Here is a 14,594-nt window from a genome sequence, read left to right on the forward strand (position 1 = left end):
TGTAACTTTTGTGAATTTATAACCGTCTTTTTCGTCTTTACCTGTTGTGAATGTTTCTTCTTCTGTACCTTTAGTTTGGTCTCCAGTATAAGATGTTTCTTCGTTCTTTTTACGGCTAACTTCTTTACCGTCAAAGTCTTTTTCTACATCATAATAGTTATGGTGTTCTTGGAACGTTCCTACAACCTCACCATCAATCTCTCCTAAAGATGGTTTTACAATATGTTCATTGTTCCAATAATTACGTTTGCCGTCACCTGTTCGAATCTCTGCACCAACTCTTAATTTTCCATCTTTACCAGTGGTTTTGCTTTCCATAACGACAATAAAACCTGTACCGTCTGATGTATTATTCCCAAAATCAAATTCAACATACTCAACACCGTTACTATCTACACCAAAGGTCGGCTTTAATCTAACCTGTTCATATTTGGATTTATCAAAACCAAAACTAGAAGGGAATCCTGGTTGACTATTTTTAGGTACTCTATACCCTACAAACGTTGTGTTTTCAGGATTAATTCTTGCTTCTGAAGGACTGTTTACACCAATCCAATCTGCTTTAATTGTTAATTTAGTACCATATAATTGTTGGTGGTGAGGATTCACATACACTGTTTGTTCAAATTTAGTACCATATGGATCAACTTCTGTTAAAAATGAATCTACATTATGATGTGAATTTGTAAATACAACATCTAAAGTTGTTGAAGTAGAATCACCTGCAACATCGACAGAGAATGTTTCTCTACCTGGACTCGTAACATTTTTACGATCCACCCATAATGAATAATTCGCTCTTCCTTTAATATTAATGCTGCTCTCTACAAAATCAGTGAATACATAAGTAAATTTATGATTTTCTTTATCATAAGTACCTTCTGCTAAAATTCCACCTGCAGAATTTTTAAATGCCGGCACATTAGTTGATGTAGAATCACCATAAAAATTCAAGTTTTCTGATAGCTGGATTTCAAAAAAGTCACCTTTGCGGATAGCTTTATCTGTCACATCAATATCAAAGCTCAAATTTAATCCACCTGACTGGTTCGGATTAATCTCATTACTATCTTTGTTATTCTTTAATGACAAGTTTGTAACGTTAACTGCATTAGAAACATTATTACCTGTCGGTGATAAATTAGATATTGGTTCGATATTTTTATTTTCAGATAGTTCATTGGCTTTTTGTACTACAGTTTCTTGTTGTTTTTCAATGTCTTCTGTCTCAGTTTCCTCTAAACCGTTTTCTTCATTTGTGACTTTTTCTAATTCTTCAGTTGAGTCTTCTTCTAAAGTATTATCAGCAGTTTGAATATCATTATTTACTTCATCAGCACTAGTTTCTGTATCTACATAAAGTGATTCAGTTGCTTGTTCGTCTTTGTTGACTTCATTTTTTTCGTCACTTACTTCAATTGATACATCATTATTTACTTCATCAGCGCTAGTTTCTATATTTGCATTAAGTGATTCATTTGATGAATTGTCATCCGCTTCAGCAGCAGAAACATCGTTACCTAAAAAGATTAATGATCCGATCAGGATAGACGCAGTACCTACTGTGAATTTACGAATTGAATACTTATTAACTCGATTTGATAAAAATGTTTGTTTCTTCATTCTTTAGTACTTCTCCTTTATTAAAATAATCAGATAACCATCTGTAATAAAATATTATACTTACATTTTTAGGTAGTGTCAAAAAAATTGTACCGTAAAAGGGCTGTTACATGGCCTTTTAACTTTTACACAATTATATAGACTTTATCAACAACAGAGATTTCATATGATGAATTGCAATAATTATTGCAATTCATCAAAAACAGTTGTAGTTAAGAGCAAGAAATTATTAAAAGGTCGTAGTAAAAACGTAAAAAATCGCTTTAATGTATTATAAAAGAACGAATTATTCATTTAGACAGGGGTGTCTAGTGAAGGAATAGGACGATTTCTCGCTCTGTGTCGTGTTCCAATACAAAAAAATAACATAAACTGTAGGTGAGAGGAGGCCATAAGATGGATCAAATAAAAATTGGTCAGTTCTTAAAAGAACTTCGCAAGGAAAAGAAAATTACACAAGAGGCTCTTGCGGAAGTTTTGAATGTATCAGGAAGGACAATTTCCCGCTGGGAGACGGGAAGTAATATGCCGGATATCAGTTTGCTGGTTGATTTGGCGGATTATTATGAAGTAAGCGTACCTGAAGTAATTAACGGCGAAAGGAAAAGAGAGACTATAAATCATGAAACAAGAGAAACCGCCATAAAAATGGCAGAATACAGTAAAAATGAAAATAACGTTGAAAAACAAAAACTTATTAGTCTACTAATCATTGTATTTGGAGCATTTATAATAAGTTCTGCTTTAGCAATTTTTCCAAACGAAAGTAATTGGGGAAGTATTTATTCAATATTTGGAGCCATCATTTTATTAATGGGCGTAGCGATTAGAATAAAGCCCCTAATAGTAAAAAGAAGTAGACGAATGATTACAATCATGGGATGTATCGGTGTATTTGTTGGATTATTTACATTATTAGACTATATTAGTGTCATACAATTTCACAAAGTGCCAAGATTTACCTATTCTAAATCCTATGGTGAAAATGTGGTAGAACATAAGACTTTATTCTTTACGGTTATCCAAAAAAATCCCGGAACCGAAAATGAGCATATTGAATTTGCTAAATAAGGGTAGCTGTAAGATGAATAGGATTAAAAAAATCGAAGCTCCAGAAATGATGTGAACCCTTGAAGTTGGAGTTTTATCTAAGCAGCTAATTGAACGGTATGTTTCCGGTATTCAACTGGAGACATGCCGTTCAATTTTTATTTTATTCGCTGGTTATTATATTTGTTAATATATTTATTTATCTTTTGTTCTAATTGATTATAAATCATTAAAGGTTCACCATAATACATTGTTTTTTTAAAATACCAAAGAAGTTTTCCATCGGTGAATTGTCCAGATAATTTCCCTTTCGAGACATATTTTGAAAAATTTTGTTTTCTTTCAAAATGTTAACCCATTGCCTTACGAGACTTTTAGCAGAAATATTGTATTTCTTCGCTAGTGCCATATAGCCTAGTTTTTCTTCGAAATATTCTTCAACAACACGCATTTTAAATTCGTAACGATATTTTTTAGACATAAGATAACCCCCATAAAGTTAGTTCTTAACTATAACTTTCGGGGGCACATCTTTTCGCTGGCTTACTAAGTCTTTTGCTTTATTTAAAAATAGCGACTAAAGATTGAATAGCTTGATCAATTTCATCAAGCTCTAGTCCACCATAACCTAAAATATAACTTTTGTCGAACCGGTTCTTTAATTTAGCATAGTGGTTGACCGGTTGTAAGCGGATCTTATTTTCAGCTAGTCTAGCTTGAATCACGTGATCCGGTGGAATCTCACCCTCAATGTTAATAATGAAGAAAAGTCCAGCCCCTGCTTCCTTAATGGTTAGGGGGAGTTGGGTTTTGTTAAGCGCTGCGAGAACCGCTTTTTCCTTACGACGGTAATTAGTCCGCAGGCTATTAATATATTTAGGAAAATGGTTAGAATTGAGAAAGTCAGTCATCAGATATTGCTCAAAGCTGGAAATACCACTGGTTTTTAATTTAGCTTGATGGAATTTCTGCATTAATTGATCGGGTAAAACTAAATAAGACATCTTAAAAATTGACCCCATACTTTGACGAAAGGCGCCTAATAAAATGACTCGCTCTTGATCATCCAGACTAGTCAAAGCAGGAACAGGACGGCCTTTAAGACGGAACTCATTATAGTAGTCATTTTCAATAATATAACGGTCTTCTGCCTGATAGGCCCATTTTAATAAACGCTGACGTCGACGCATCCCCATGATAATGCCAGTGGGAAACTGATGATTGGGAGTAGTAATCACGATGTTAGCGGAGGTAGTCTCCAAATCTTTAACGGAGAACCCATATTTATCAATCGGAATTCGAATAGTCTTTTGCTGATAATCTGTAAAGAGATCTAAATTTTTATAATACCCAGGATCTTCTAAGGCATAAATCCCATCTTCTAATAAGGCAAATAGAGTCTGTAAGCTAGCCGTATGCCCCCCTGTAATGATGATATTGTCAGGTGAAGTCATCACTCCTCGATATTTACGTAAATAATTAGCAATAGCCAAACGTAAAGAGAAAGCTCCCAAGTCATCTTTTAAATTACAATTAACTACGCTTTTTGCTAGCGCTTCGGGTGCATACTGCAATAATTGTTTAGGATTTAAAGTAGCCATATCACGATTGGCAAAGTGAAAATCATAAGTATATTGGCGGGCCTTACTTATGATAGACTTCTCATGTTTTAACGGCTTTGTCTCAATTTTCTCAGAGGGCAACATATCAATTTCTAGTAAATCCACATAATAACCAGATCTTTCCCTCGGCACGATATAACCTTCATCTGTCAGTTGGTCATAAGCGTTAATGACCGTATTAAGACTGACTTTTAAATGATCTGCTAAGGCTCGCCGTGAGGGGAGTTGGTCACCACTCTTTAAATGTCCTTGGGCAATTTGCCGGATGACTTCATCGACTATTTGTAAGTATAAGTGTTGGTCTTCGTTAAAGTTCACCGTAATCATGCTTTTCCTCCTTTCGTCTCATCCATTATACAACAAAAAACTATTTGGACCCATAAAAATATCTGTTTTTGCATCTTAAGAAAGATTCAAAAAGGTGTTAAAGTGGAGACATTACTTATAAAGGAGCAATCAAAATGAAACTATCCATTGAAGAAGTACATAAACAATTAGCTGGTGGCGTAATCATGGACGTTGTAAATGTGGAACAAGCTAAAATTGCTGAAGCAGCTGGTGCCGTAGCGGTCATGGCTTTAGAAAGAGTTCCTGCAGACATTCGAGCTGCTGGTGGTATTAGTCGGATGAGTGACCCTCGAATGATAAAAGAAATTCAAGCAGCAGTTTCGATACCAGTCATGGCGAAAGTAAGAATTGGTCACTTTGTCGAAGCTCAAATTTTAGAAAGTTTACAAATTGACTATATTGATGAGTCAGAAGTCTTATCAGTAGCTGATCATGTTTATCATATTAATAAACAACAATTTCAGACACCTTTCGTTTGTGGAGCTAGAGATTTAGGTGAAGCTTTACGCCGTATTCAAGAAGGGGCTAAAATGATTCGTACTAAAGGTGAAGCCGGAACAGGGGATGTCAGCCAAGCGGTTAGTCACTTAAGAAAAATCCATGAACAAATCCGTTATGTGGTGTCGTTACAAGATGATGAGCTCTTTAACCAAGCTAAGGAGTTAGGTGTCTCTTACGAGTTATTAAAGCAAGTCCATGATACGGGTAAATTACCTGTATTGAACTTTTCTGCTGGCGGGGTGGCAACACCTGCGGATGCGGCTTTAATGATGCAATTAGGTGCTGAAGGAGTTTTCGTTGGTTCAGGTATTTTCAAATCAGGTAATCCAGAAAAACGTGCCAAAGCCATAGTTGAAGCAGTAGCCAATTACAAAGATGCTGCCAAATTAGTCGAAATCTCAACTGATTTAGGCGAAGCAATGGTAGGTATTAATGAAGACGAAATTAAAGTCATCATGTCTAACCGATAATCATTAAAAACAAGGGTTTCAAAAGTCAGTGGGCTTGGTCTACTGACTTTTTTTATTTTGTCCTAGGCAGTCTGGGAGTTCCTCTTCCTTGGGGAGTTACTTAACACCACTCTGAATGGAATGTCAACAGTTTTTCAGACACATTTCATGTTTAATACTGTAATGAAGATATGGTCTAAAACAGTTGTACCAATTGACAGAATCAAATAATTTTATTTCTAACTGTTCTGAGTTTTCAAATTTCATCTGTTTTACAAATTCGGTTTTCAATGCTTTTATCGATGCTCCTGCAATTGCAATATCTTCTCGATTTCAAGAGTCTTTAATACTTCATCTATCAATTTGTTATCAAATTCCTTAACTCTATCTGGATGAAATAGTGCGACTTGTTTTAGATTATGATTCATTTTATTATTTGCCTTCACCACTAAATTCACATGCTTATTTTTACCTGCACTGTAACCAATGAATTCTCTATTAAAAGTGCGATTTAATTGATTTTTCATTAGTTTCTTTTGGATGATGTTTATATTTATCTTTCGTCTGGAAACAGTGAACCCTTTTCATTTAAATTATGCTTAATTCATCTTGTAACAAAGCTTTTTCTATTCGAATTAAATGTATCTAAAATCATATTTTATAATTTTAAATCATCATCTTTTTGGCTTTGAGTATTTCTTTTTATTGATTCTTAATAAGTATTTCTTGGTATTTTCAGGACTTTATGTATTGCTTATACTGAATATTGAAGTGCATTCTTTTGAATGATTTCTATGAGGCTAACTAGGCAAGACTAGACGAAGCAGCATCTGAAGAAAGAGTAATAGGAATTGATAAGGCTGCTGCAGTTCTTCACGAAGCTGAAGTTGATGAAGAGAGAATCAGCAAATAAAAAGAGTATCAAAATCGGGTACACAGGACATTTCAGAATGTGTTGTAAGGAGACTAAAACCTTGCAGTATATTTATTTATTAAAAGTGTTCATATGGCGAGAAACTTGGTGTTTAAGCAGCAATAAACTCAAAACAAAATCGAACAAAATATAGCTTTATTATAATAAAGCCCTACAAAAAGCGGTTTATAGCACTTTACTAAACGATAAGAAATACTTTGTTGGTGGTTTGGATAGGGAGAAATTTAACCTGTTAATTGTTCGGGATCGAGTTCGTGACGGTCAATCAACAACAATGCGGTTGGTTGGGGATATCACTTTTAGTGAATAAGTCCTGATTGAATAAAGATCATACACCGACTTAACATGGTGTATATTTCAACTGACAAATTAAAACATGTATCCAGAATGCATTCAAACATCGAGACTATACTAATGTTTGAATGTTTATAATTTAAACATTAAGTGTAGAGTTTTCTGGAAAAATGTTGTATGGTGAGTTCATCAATGAGGAGGACGAGTATGAATAAATATCAAAGACATGAAGAAATCATTCGGTGGGTGAATGAACAAGGAACTGTCAGAGTTTCAGAGATTGTTTCTCGCTATAATGTGTCAGATATGACAGTGAGAAGAGATTTAGAAGAGTTAGATGATCAGGGGTTATTAAAGAAAATCCATGGTGGAGCTCGTAGTAATAGTGTGTTTCAATATAAGGAAATCGCGCATGAAGATAAATTTGATAAGAATACGGACCAGAAACGATATATATCTCAAAGGGCCTCTGAATTAATTGAAGAAGGGGATGTTATCTTCATCGGGCCAGGGACGACCACAGCTTTGTTAGCAGAAGAGATTAATCACCAAGCCCTTTCGATTGTAACAAACTGCCTTCCCATCTTTAATATTCTATTAAAGAAAAAGTCCGAGACATTCCATGTTTATCTACTTGGTGGTGAGATGAGAAGTGTCACACAGTCGTTTGTGGGTGAGATAACGAATATGTCTTTGGAGAATATGCGGTTCGGAAAGATGTTTTTTGGTGGTAATGGTGTTAAAGACGGGATTGTCATGACGGCATCTGTCGCAGAATCCTATACTCAAAAGATGGCATTAGAACACTCGGTAGAGAGGTATTTATTATTGGATTCGTCAAAGGTTGGGAAAGAGGATTTCTCTAAATTATGTCACTTATCTGACCTTACAGCGGTAGTTATGGAAGAATCTAACGAGGATAAAAATCAAGCAATTCAAGTATACACAGAATTAATCGTTTAACTAAATACATAATACTAAAGTGAACTCCTTCTAAACTCAAGTCAGTTGAGTTTGGAAGGAGTTTGTCGTATATCAAAAAAAGTTTTATGACAATAAAGGCGATTAAATTAACATTCAAACAATTAATGAACACCATTTGAACAATTTATGTTTAAAAAGTGTTGACTTTTTAAACATTCATGTTATATTATATGCATAGTAAATCAGAAAACGCTTTCTACTATCGAACGGAAAAAGGCAAAGCAAAATTAGCAGACATAAAGGAGCAATAAGATGAAAGTTATATTGGGTGCGGATAAAGACGGTAAACAGTTAAAAGATATTGTGAAAGCCCATCTATTAGATGAGAACTATGATGTAATCGACGTCAGTGAAGAGTTAATAGCTGACTTTGTAGATACTACTTTAGCTGTTGCGAAGAAAGTGAACGAAGAAGAGGGACGCTTAGGAATTGTCATTGATGGGTATGGCGCAGGGAGTTTCATGGTTGCGACTAAGATTAAGGGGATGGTTGCAGCTGAAGTCTCTGATGAACGATCTGCTTATATGACGCGTGAACATAATAATTCAAGAATGATTACCATAGGAGCCAATATTGTTGGATCTGAATTAGCAAAGAATATTGCTACTGAATTTTTATCTGCAGACTATGATGGTGGACGCCATCAAGTGCGTGTAGATATGCTGAACAAGATGTGTTAATTAAATTAACTGGAGGAGAAAAAAATGAAAATTGCTATTGGATGCGACCATATTGTAACCTATGAAAAGATTGCTGTAGTTGATTATTTGAAGAAACAAGGCTATGAGGTCCTTGACTTTGGAACATATGACAATGTCAGAACACACTATCCTATCTACGGGAAAAAGGTGGGAGAGGCTGTAGCGAGTGGCCAAGCAGACCTAGGAATTTGTATCTGTGGTACTGGTGTAGGAATTAATAACGCCGTAAATAAAGTAGCAGGTATCCGTTCAGCTTTAGTTCGTGATATGTCAACAGCTATCTATGCAAAAGAAGAATTGAATGCGAATGTAATTGGTTTTGGTGGCAAGATTACGGGTGAATTACTCATGTGTGATATTATTGATGCTTTTATTGCAGCTGAATATAAAGAAACAGAGGAAAATAAAGAATTAATTGCCAAGATTAGTCAATTAGATCATGCAGAAGTAGACCAGACAGACCCAGATTTCTTTAAAGAATTTCTTGAAAAATGGGACCGTGGCGAATACAAAGATTAAGTGAAGAGGTGACCTTATGTCAATCTTAACTGTCACAATGAATCCATCCGTGGATATCGCTTATCAATTACCAACATTCAAATTGGATGATGTCAATCGAGTGAGTAATGTGAATAAGTCTGCAGGTGGTAAAGGCTTGAATGTAACCAGAGTCTTAAAAGAAATAGATGAAGATCTTACAGCAACTGGATTAGTAGGAGGAGACCTTGGGAATTATATTAAGTCTCAATTAGACCAAGGAGCTATTCATCATGACTTTTACCAGATTAAGGGAAATACAAGAAACTGCATTGCTATCTTACATAAAGGAATGCAGACAGAGATTCTTGAATCAGGTCCGACTATTTCAGATGTAGAGGGAGAAGCCTTTAAAAATCATTTTGAAAGCTTGCTGAAGAATGCTGAAGTTGTGTCAATATCGGGTAGCACCCCTTCAGGCTTAGCAACAGATTACTATGCTGAACTCATTACGATTGCTAATGCTAAGGAAGTCCCAGTGGTATTAGACACCTCTGGAGAAAGTTTAAGACAAAGTTTATTATCTGAAGATAAACCAAAAGTCATCAAGCCTAATGTGGATGAATTATCACAATTACTAGGCAGAGAATTAGATAAAGACTTAAATCTATTAAAAGAAGCACTGCAAGACAGCTTATTCAATGGTGTGGAGTGGGTCATTGTCTCACTCGGTTCTGAAGGTGCTTTTGCTAAACATCATGATTTGTATTACAAAGTAGACATTCCAACCATTGATATCGTGAATCCGGTTGGATCAGGTGATTCGACTGTCGCAGGAATTGTATCGGGAATCACTCGTAATTATGACGATGTGAAGCTATTGAAACATGCAAACGTCTTAGGAATGTTAAATGCTCAAGAAGAAATAACAGGCCATGTTAATCTGAATCACTATGAGGCCTTATTCAATAAAATTCAAGTTAGAGGAGTATAAAAATGACTAAACTAGATTACCTAAACAAATTGACTGATGATAAGGGCGTTATCTCAGCCTTAGCCTTTGACCAACGTGGTGCTCTAAAGAGAATGATAAGTAAGTATCAAAGTGAGGAGCCAACCGTTGAACAGATTGAACGATTAAAAGAAATTGTATCAGAAGAACTTACACCGTATGCGTCATCAATTCTACTTGATCCAGAATACGGTCTACCAGCTGCGAAAGTACGTGATGATAATGCAGGATTATTACTAGCCTATGAAAAGACTGGATATGACGCTACGACGACCGATCGTTTACCAGATTGCTTAGTGGAATGGTCAGCAAAACGCATTAAAGAACAAGGAGCAGATGCTGTTAAGTTCCTACTTTATTATGATGTGGATGGAAGTGAGTTTGTTAATCTTCAAAAACAAGCCTATATGGAAAGAATTGGTTCAGAATGTGCGGCAGAGGATATTCCATTCTTCCTTGAAATTCTTACATACGACGAAAATATTGAAGATAACGGAAGTCTTGAATTCGCTAAAGTGAAAGCGCATAAAGTGAATGGTGCGATGAAAGTATTCTCACAAGATCGCTTTGGAGTTGATGTGCTTAAAGTGGAAGTGCCAGTGAACATGAATTATGTAGAAGGATTTGCGAGTGGAGAAGTATTACATACTCAAGAAGAAGCCAAAGCAGCCTTTAAAGAACAAGATGCGTCAACAGACCTACCTTATATCTATCTAAGTGCTGGTGTAAGTGCTAAATTATTCCAAGATACTTTAGAATTCGCTTATGAAGCCGGTGCGAGATTCAATGGTGTATTATGTGGACGTGCAACATGGGCAGGATCTGTTCAAGTCTTTATTGAACAAGGGGAAGAAGCGGCTCGTGAATGGTTACAGACAGAAGGAAGAAAGAATATAGAAGACCTGAATGAAGTCCTTAATCGTACTGCAATAGCTTGCGACTTTGGGTTATAATAAAAGTATTCTGGAAGAAGGAGGAACTAACATGAACAAAGATGAAGTGGGAATGATTGGCTTCGAAATTGTTGCCTATGCAGGAGAAGCACGATCTAAACTATTAGATGCTTTGAACAAAGCAAAAGATGGCGACTTTGACGAAGCCGAGAGACTTGTGGAAGAAGCTGAAGAAGCGATAGTTGGTGCACATAATGCTCAGACTGATCTCCTTGCTAAAGAAGCATCTGGCGAAGAGATTGAATACAGTGTCATTATGATGCATGGTCAAGACCATCTGATGACGACCATACTACTTAAAGATCTAATTAATCACTTAATTGGATTCTATAAGAAAGGCTAGGGTAGAGCTATGAATACATTAATTGCTCAGATTGAAAAAGCCAAACCTTTCTTCGAGAAAATTTCTCGTAATATCTATATCCGTGCTATCCGTGATGGTTTTATCGCGAGTATGCCAGTAATTCTATTCTCTAGTATATTTATTCTACTAGCCTATGTGCCAAACGCATGGGGATTCCACTGGAGTCCTGAAGTTGAGAATTTCTTAATGGTCCCTTATAACTATTCTATGGGAATCTTAGCTTTCTTTGTATCAGGGACGACAGCAAAGTCATTGACCGATTCTATGAATCGAGATATGGATGCAACGGATCAGATAAACTATATCTCAACCATGCTAGCAACGATGGTAGGCTTCTTGTTAATGGCAGCCGATCCTGCCCAAGAAGGTGGATTCTTAACGGAATTCATGGGGACGAAGGGGCTGATCACAGCCTTTATCGCTGCTTTCGTGACAGTCAATGTCTATAAAGTATGTGTGAAGAATAATGTGACGATTCCAATGCCAGAAGAAGTGCCACCTAATATCTCTCAAGTGTTTAAGGACTTAATTCCTTTTACTGTCTCAGTGGTTATGCTTTATGCGGTTTCGTTATTTGTAAGAAGCACATTGGGCGTAAATGTCGCTGAATCTATTGGTACCTTACTTGCACCCTTATTCCAAGCCGCAGATGGTTACTTGGGGATTACCATTATCTTTGGTGCGTATGCGTTCTTCTGGTTCATTGGGATTCATGGTCCTTCAATTGTTGAGCCAGCTATTGCAGCTATTACCTATGCCAACATTGATGTGAACTTACAATTATTACAAGCAGGTGAACATGCGGATAAGATCTTAACATCTGGAACTCAGATGTTCATTGTCACAATGGGTGGTACTGGTGCAACGCTTGTTGTTCCATTCATGTTTATGTGGTTGACTAAGTCGAAGCGTAATAAAGCCATAGGACGCGCGTCTGTTATACCCACATTCTTTGGGGTGAATGAACCTATCTTGTTCGGGGCACCCATCGTCTTGAATCCTGTATTCTTTGTGCCATTTATCTTTGCACCGATTGCCAATGTTTGGATCTTTAAATTCTTTATCGATGCCTTAGGAATGAATAGCTTCACAGCGAATCTACCTTGGACGACACCAGCGCCGCTTGGTATCTTGTTAGGAACGAACTTCCAGATCTTATCTTTTATCCTGGTTGCCGTCTTAATCATCGTGGATGTCTTAATCTACTACCCGTTCGTGAAGGTCTATGACCGTCAGATTCTAGCGGAAGAAGAGTCTGGAGTATCATCATCTGATGAATTAAAAGCCAAAGTTGAACAGAGCTTTGATACACGTAAAGCTACAGCAATTCTTGAGAAGAGTCAGGTTGAAGAGACTACAGCAGTGAAAGCTGAACCAACAACAGTAGCTAAGGTGACAGAACCAACTAATGTGCTGGTACTCTGTGCGGGTGGTGGAACGAGTGGACTTTTAGCTAACGCCTTAAATAAGGCTGCCAAAGAATTTGATAGACCTATTAAGGCTACAGCCGGAAGCTATGGGGCTCACCGCGAGATACTTCCTCAATATCAGTTTGTTATTCTAGCACCACAAGTCGCTTCTAACTATGAGGATATGAAAGCAGAGACGGATAAGTTAGGCATCAAACTGGCTAAGACAGCCGGAGCGGAATATATAGCATTGACGCGTGATGGTGAAGGTGCTTTGGCGTTTGTTGAAGAGAATTTACAATAAGGAATCGAGGCTAATTAATGAAAACATTACCAAAGAACTTTATTTTCGGTGGGGCAACTGCAGCTTATCAAGCAGAAGGAGCCACAAAGACGGATGGCAAAGGGCCTGTTGCTTGGGATAAGTATCTGGAGGATAATTACTGGTATACTGCGGAACCTGCTAGTGATTTCTACCACAAGTATCCCGTTGATCTTCAGCTTGCGGAAGAGTTTGGTGTGAATGGTATTCGAATCTCTATTGCTTGGTCACGAATTTTTCCAACAGGCTATGGAGAAGTGAATGCAAAAGGAGTTGAATATTATCACAATCTATTCAATGAATGTCTTAAACGACATGTGGAGCCGTTTGTAACACTCCATCACTTTGATACACCGGAAGCACTTCATTCTAAAGGTGACTTTTTGAACAGAGAGAATATCGATCACTTTGTCGATTATGCAGAATTTTGCTTTAAAGAATTCACTCAAGTAAAGTACTGGACAACTTTTAATGAGATTGGACCTATCGGGGACGGACAATATCTGGTTGGTAAATTCCCGCCAGGTATTAAGTATGATCTAGCTAAAGTCTTCCAATCACATCATAATATGATGGTTGCCCATGCAAGAGTGGTCAAATTATATAAAGAAGCGGACTACAGCGGTGAGATAGGTGTAGTGCATGCCTTGCCAACTAAGTATCCTCTAGACCCAGATAACCCTGAAGATGTACGTGCGGCGGAGTTAGAGGATATCATCCATAATAAATTCATCCTGGATGCGACTTATCTTGGAGAGTATTCGGAGAAAACAATGGATGGTGTGAATCACATACTCGCAGTGAACGGTGGACAGTTAGATCTAAGAGATGAAGACTTTGAAGCTTTAAAAGTTGCCAAAGATATGAATGACTTCCTTGGAATTAATTATTATATGAGTGATTGGATGAAAGCCTTTGAAGGTGAGACAGAGATTACACATAACTCTAAAGGAAATAAAGGTGGATCTAAATATCAGATTAAAGGTATCGGCCAGCGAGAATTTGATGTTGATGTCCCTCGTACGGATTGGGATTGGATGATTTATCCTCAGGGCTTGTATGATCAGATTATGCGCGTAAAAAAAGATTATCCGAATTACAAGAAAATCTATATCACTGAGAATGGATTAGGCTATAAGGATGATTTTGTTGATGGAACAGTCTATGATGATGCACGAATTGACTATGTGAAACAACACTTAGAAGCCATTTCAGATGCGATACGAGACGGCGCTGTGGTTGAAGGATACTTCATCTGGTCTCTCATGGATGTCTTCTCTTGGTCTAATGGCTATGAAAAACGCTATGGACTATTCTACGTAGATTTTGAGACGCAAGAACGCTATCCTAAGAAGAGTGCCTATTGGTACAAAGAACTGGCAGCAACTCAAGAAATTAAATAATAACTAAAAAGGGAGACGCGGGTGAGGTGACCCCCGAAAGTTAGAGTTAAAAATCTAACTTTACGGGGGTCATTTTTGTGTCACAAAAGTATTCATATGAATTCAAATTAAAGGTTGTCGAAGAGTATCTAAATGGGACATTAGGTT

Annotated in this window: 16 protein-coding genes; 10 read left to right on the forward strand and 6 right to left on the reverse strand. The window is 36.9% G+C overall.

All coding sequences use genetic code 11. The annotated features are described in order from the left end of the window. A partial coding sequence (locus BLR79_RS09225; RefSeq protein ID WP_143338801.1) for an Ig-like domain-containing protein occupies nt 1-1,623 on the reverse strand: 1,623 nt, incomplete at its 3' end. 396 nt (nt 1,624-2,019) lie between these two features. Between BLR79_RS09225 and BLR79_RS06685 the strand changes: the two genes are divergently transcribed. After that, nucleotides 2,020-2,694, forward strand: coding sequence for a helix-turn-helix domain-containing protein (locus tag BLR79_RS06685; protein WP_092086131.1), 675 nt, complete (start codon nt 2,020-2,022; stop codon nt 2,692-2,694). Between the two features lie 137 nt (nt 2,695-2,831). Here the strand turns inward: BLR79_RS06685 and BLR79_RS09415 are convergent, their stop codons facing one another. The 3 genes from BLR79_RS09415 to pdxR all read right to left on the reverse strand — a co-directional run bounded on the left by BLR79_RS09415 (nt 2,832) and on the right by pdxR (nt 4,622). Continuing rightward, nucleotides 2,832-2,924, reverse strand: coding sequence for an IS3 family transposase (locus tag BLR79_RS09415; RefSeq protein ID WP_092086134.1), 93 nt, complete (start codon nt 2,922-2,924; stop codon nt 2,832-2,834). Then, entirely contained in the window at nt 2,903-3,154 is a 252-nt protein-coding gene (locus tag BLR79_RS06695; RefSeq protein ID WP_092086137.1) for a hypothetical protein, read from the reverse strand. Before BLR79_RS06695 ends, BLR79_RS09415 begins: the two co-directional genes overlap by 22 nt. Before the next feature lie 79 nt (nt 3,155-3,233). Beyond that, a complete protein-coding gene (gene pdxR, locus BLR79_RS06700; RefSeq protein ID WP_092086140.1) occupies nt 3,234-4,622 on the reverse strand; it encodes a MocR-like pyridoxine biosynthesis transcription factor PdxR in 1,389 nt (462 codons plus the stop codon). A 134-nt stretch (nt 4,623-4,756) separates the two neighbouring features. Between pdxR and pdxS the strand changes: the two genes are divergently transcribed. Next, on the forward strand, nt 4,757-5,614 hold the full coding sequence (gene pdxS / locus BLR79_RS06705) for a pyridoxal 5'-phosphate synthase lyase subunit PdxS (RefSeq protein WP_092086143.1): 858 nt from the start codon (nt 4,757-4,759) through the stop codon (nt 5,612-5,614). A 123-nt stretch (nt 5,615-5,737) separates the two neighbouring features. Here pdxS and BLR79_RS09420 read toward each other — a convergent pair whose 3' ends face one another. Together BLR79_RS09420 and BLR79_RS06715 are read right to left on the reverse strand one after the other, a co-directional pair. Beyond that, complete coding sequence (locus tag BLR79_RS09420) at nt 5,738-5,884, reverse strand: IS3 family transposase (RefSeq protein ID WP_092086146.1); 147 nt, start codon at nt 5,882-5,884, stop codon at nt 5,738-5,740. A 5-nt stretch (nt 5,885-5,889) separates the two neighbouring features. Continuing rightward, a complete protein-coding gene (locus BLR79_RS06715) occupies nt 5,890-6,120 on the reverse strand; it encodes a hypothetical protein (protein ID WP_092086150.1) in 231 nt (76 codons plus the stop codon). Between the two features lie 908 nt (nt 6,121-7,028). On the opposite strand from BLR79_RS06715, the gene BLR79_RS06720 reads away from it, so the two are divergent. The 8 genes from BLR79_RS06720 to lacG all read left to right on the forward strand — a co-directional run bounded on the left by BLR79_RS06720 (nt 7,029) and on the right by lacG (nt 14,447). Then, nucleotides 7,029-7,784, forward strand: coding sequence for a DeoR/GlpR family DNA-binding transcription regulator (locus tag BLR79_RS06720; protein WP_092086153.1), 756 nt, complete (start codon nt 7,029-7,031; stop codon nt 7,782-7,784). Nucleotides 7,785-8,057: 273 nt separating this feature from the next. Continuing rightward, a complete protein-coding gene (gene lacA / locus BLR79_RS06725; RefSeq protein WP_092086156.1) occupies nt 8,058-8,486 on the forward strand; it encodes a galactose-6-phosphate isomerase subunit LacA in 429 nt (142 codons plus the stop codon). Between the two features lie 24 nt (nt 8,487-8,510). Continuing rightward, nucleotides 8,511-9,026 (forward strand): galactose-6-phosphate isomerase subunit LacB, encoded by a 516-nt coding sequence (lacB, locus tag BLR79_RS06730; protein ID WP_092086159.1) that lies wholly within the window; start codon nt 8,511-8,513, stop codon nt 9,024-9,026. A 16-nt stretch (nt 9,027-9,042) separates the two neighbouring features. Next, a complete protein-coding gene (locus BLR79_RS06735) occupies nt 9,043-9,978 on the forward strand; it encodes a tagatose-6-phosphate kinase (protein ID WP_092086162.1) in 936 nt (311 codons plus the stop codon). A 2-nt stretch (nt 9,979-9,980) separates the two neighbouring features. Then, on the forward strand, nt 9,981-10,949 hold the full coding sequence (lacD, locus tag BLR79_RS06740; RefSeq protein ID WP_092086165.1) for a tagatose-bisphosphate aldolase: 969 nt from the start codon (nt 9,981-9,983) through the stop codon (nt 10,947-10,949). A gap of 31 nt (nt 10,950-10,980) precedes the next feature. Further along, on the forward strand, nt 10,981-11,292 hold the full coding sequence (locus BLR79_RS06745) for a PTS lactose/cellobiose transporter subunit IIA (protein ID WP_092086168.1): 312 nt from the start codon (nt 10,981-10,983) through the stop codon (nt 11,290-11,292). A gap of 9 nt (nt 11,293-11,301) precedes the next feature. Then, on the forward strand, nt 11,302-13,026 hold the full coding sequence (locus BLR79_RS06750; RefSeq protein ID WP_092086171.1) for a lactose-specific PTS transporter subunit EIIC: 1,725 nt from the start codon (nt 11,302-11,304) through the stop codon (nt 13,024-13,026). A gap of 17 nt (nt 13,027-13,043) precedes the next feature. After that, complete coding sequence (gene lacG, locus BLR79_RS06755; RefSeq protein WP_092086174.1) at nt 13,044-14,447, forward strand: 6-phospho-beta-galactosidase; 1,404 nt, start codon at nt 13,044-13,046, stop codon at nt 14,445-14,447. The last annotated feature ends 147 nt before the right edge of the window (nt 14,448-14,594 follow it).

The organism is Dolosicoccus paucivorans (assembly GCF_900100125.1).
Classification (GTDB): Bacteria; Bacillota; Bacilli; order Lactobacillales; family Aerococcaceae; genus Dolosicoccus; species Dolosicoccus paucivorans.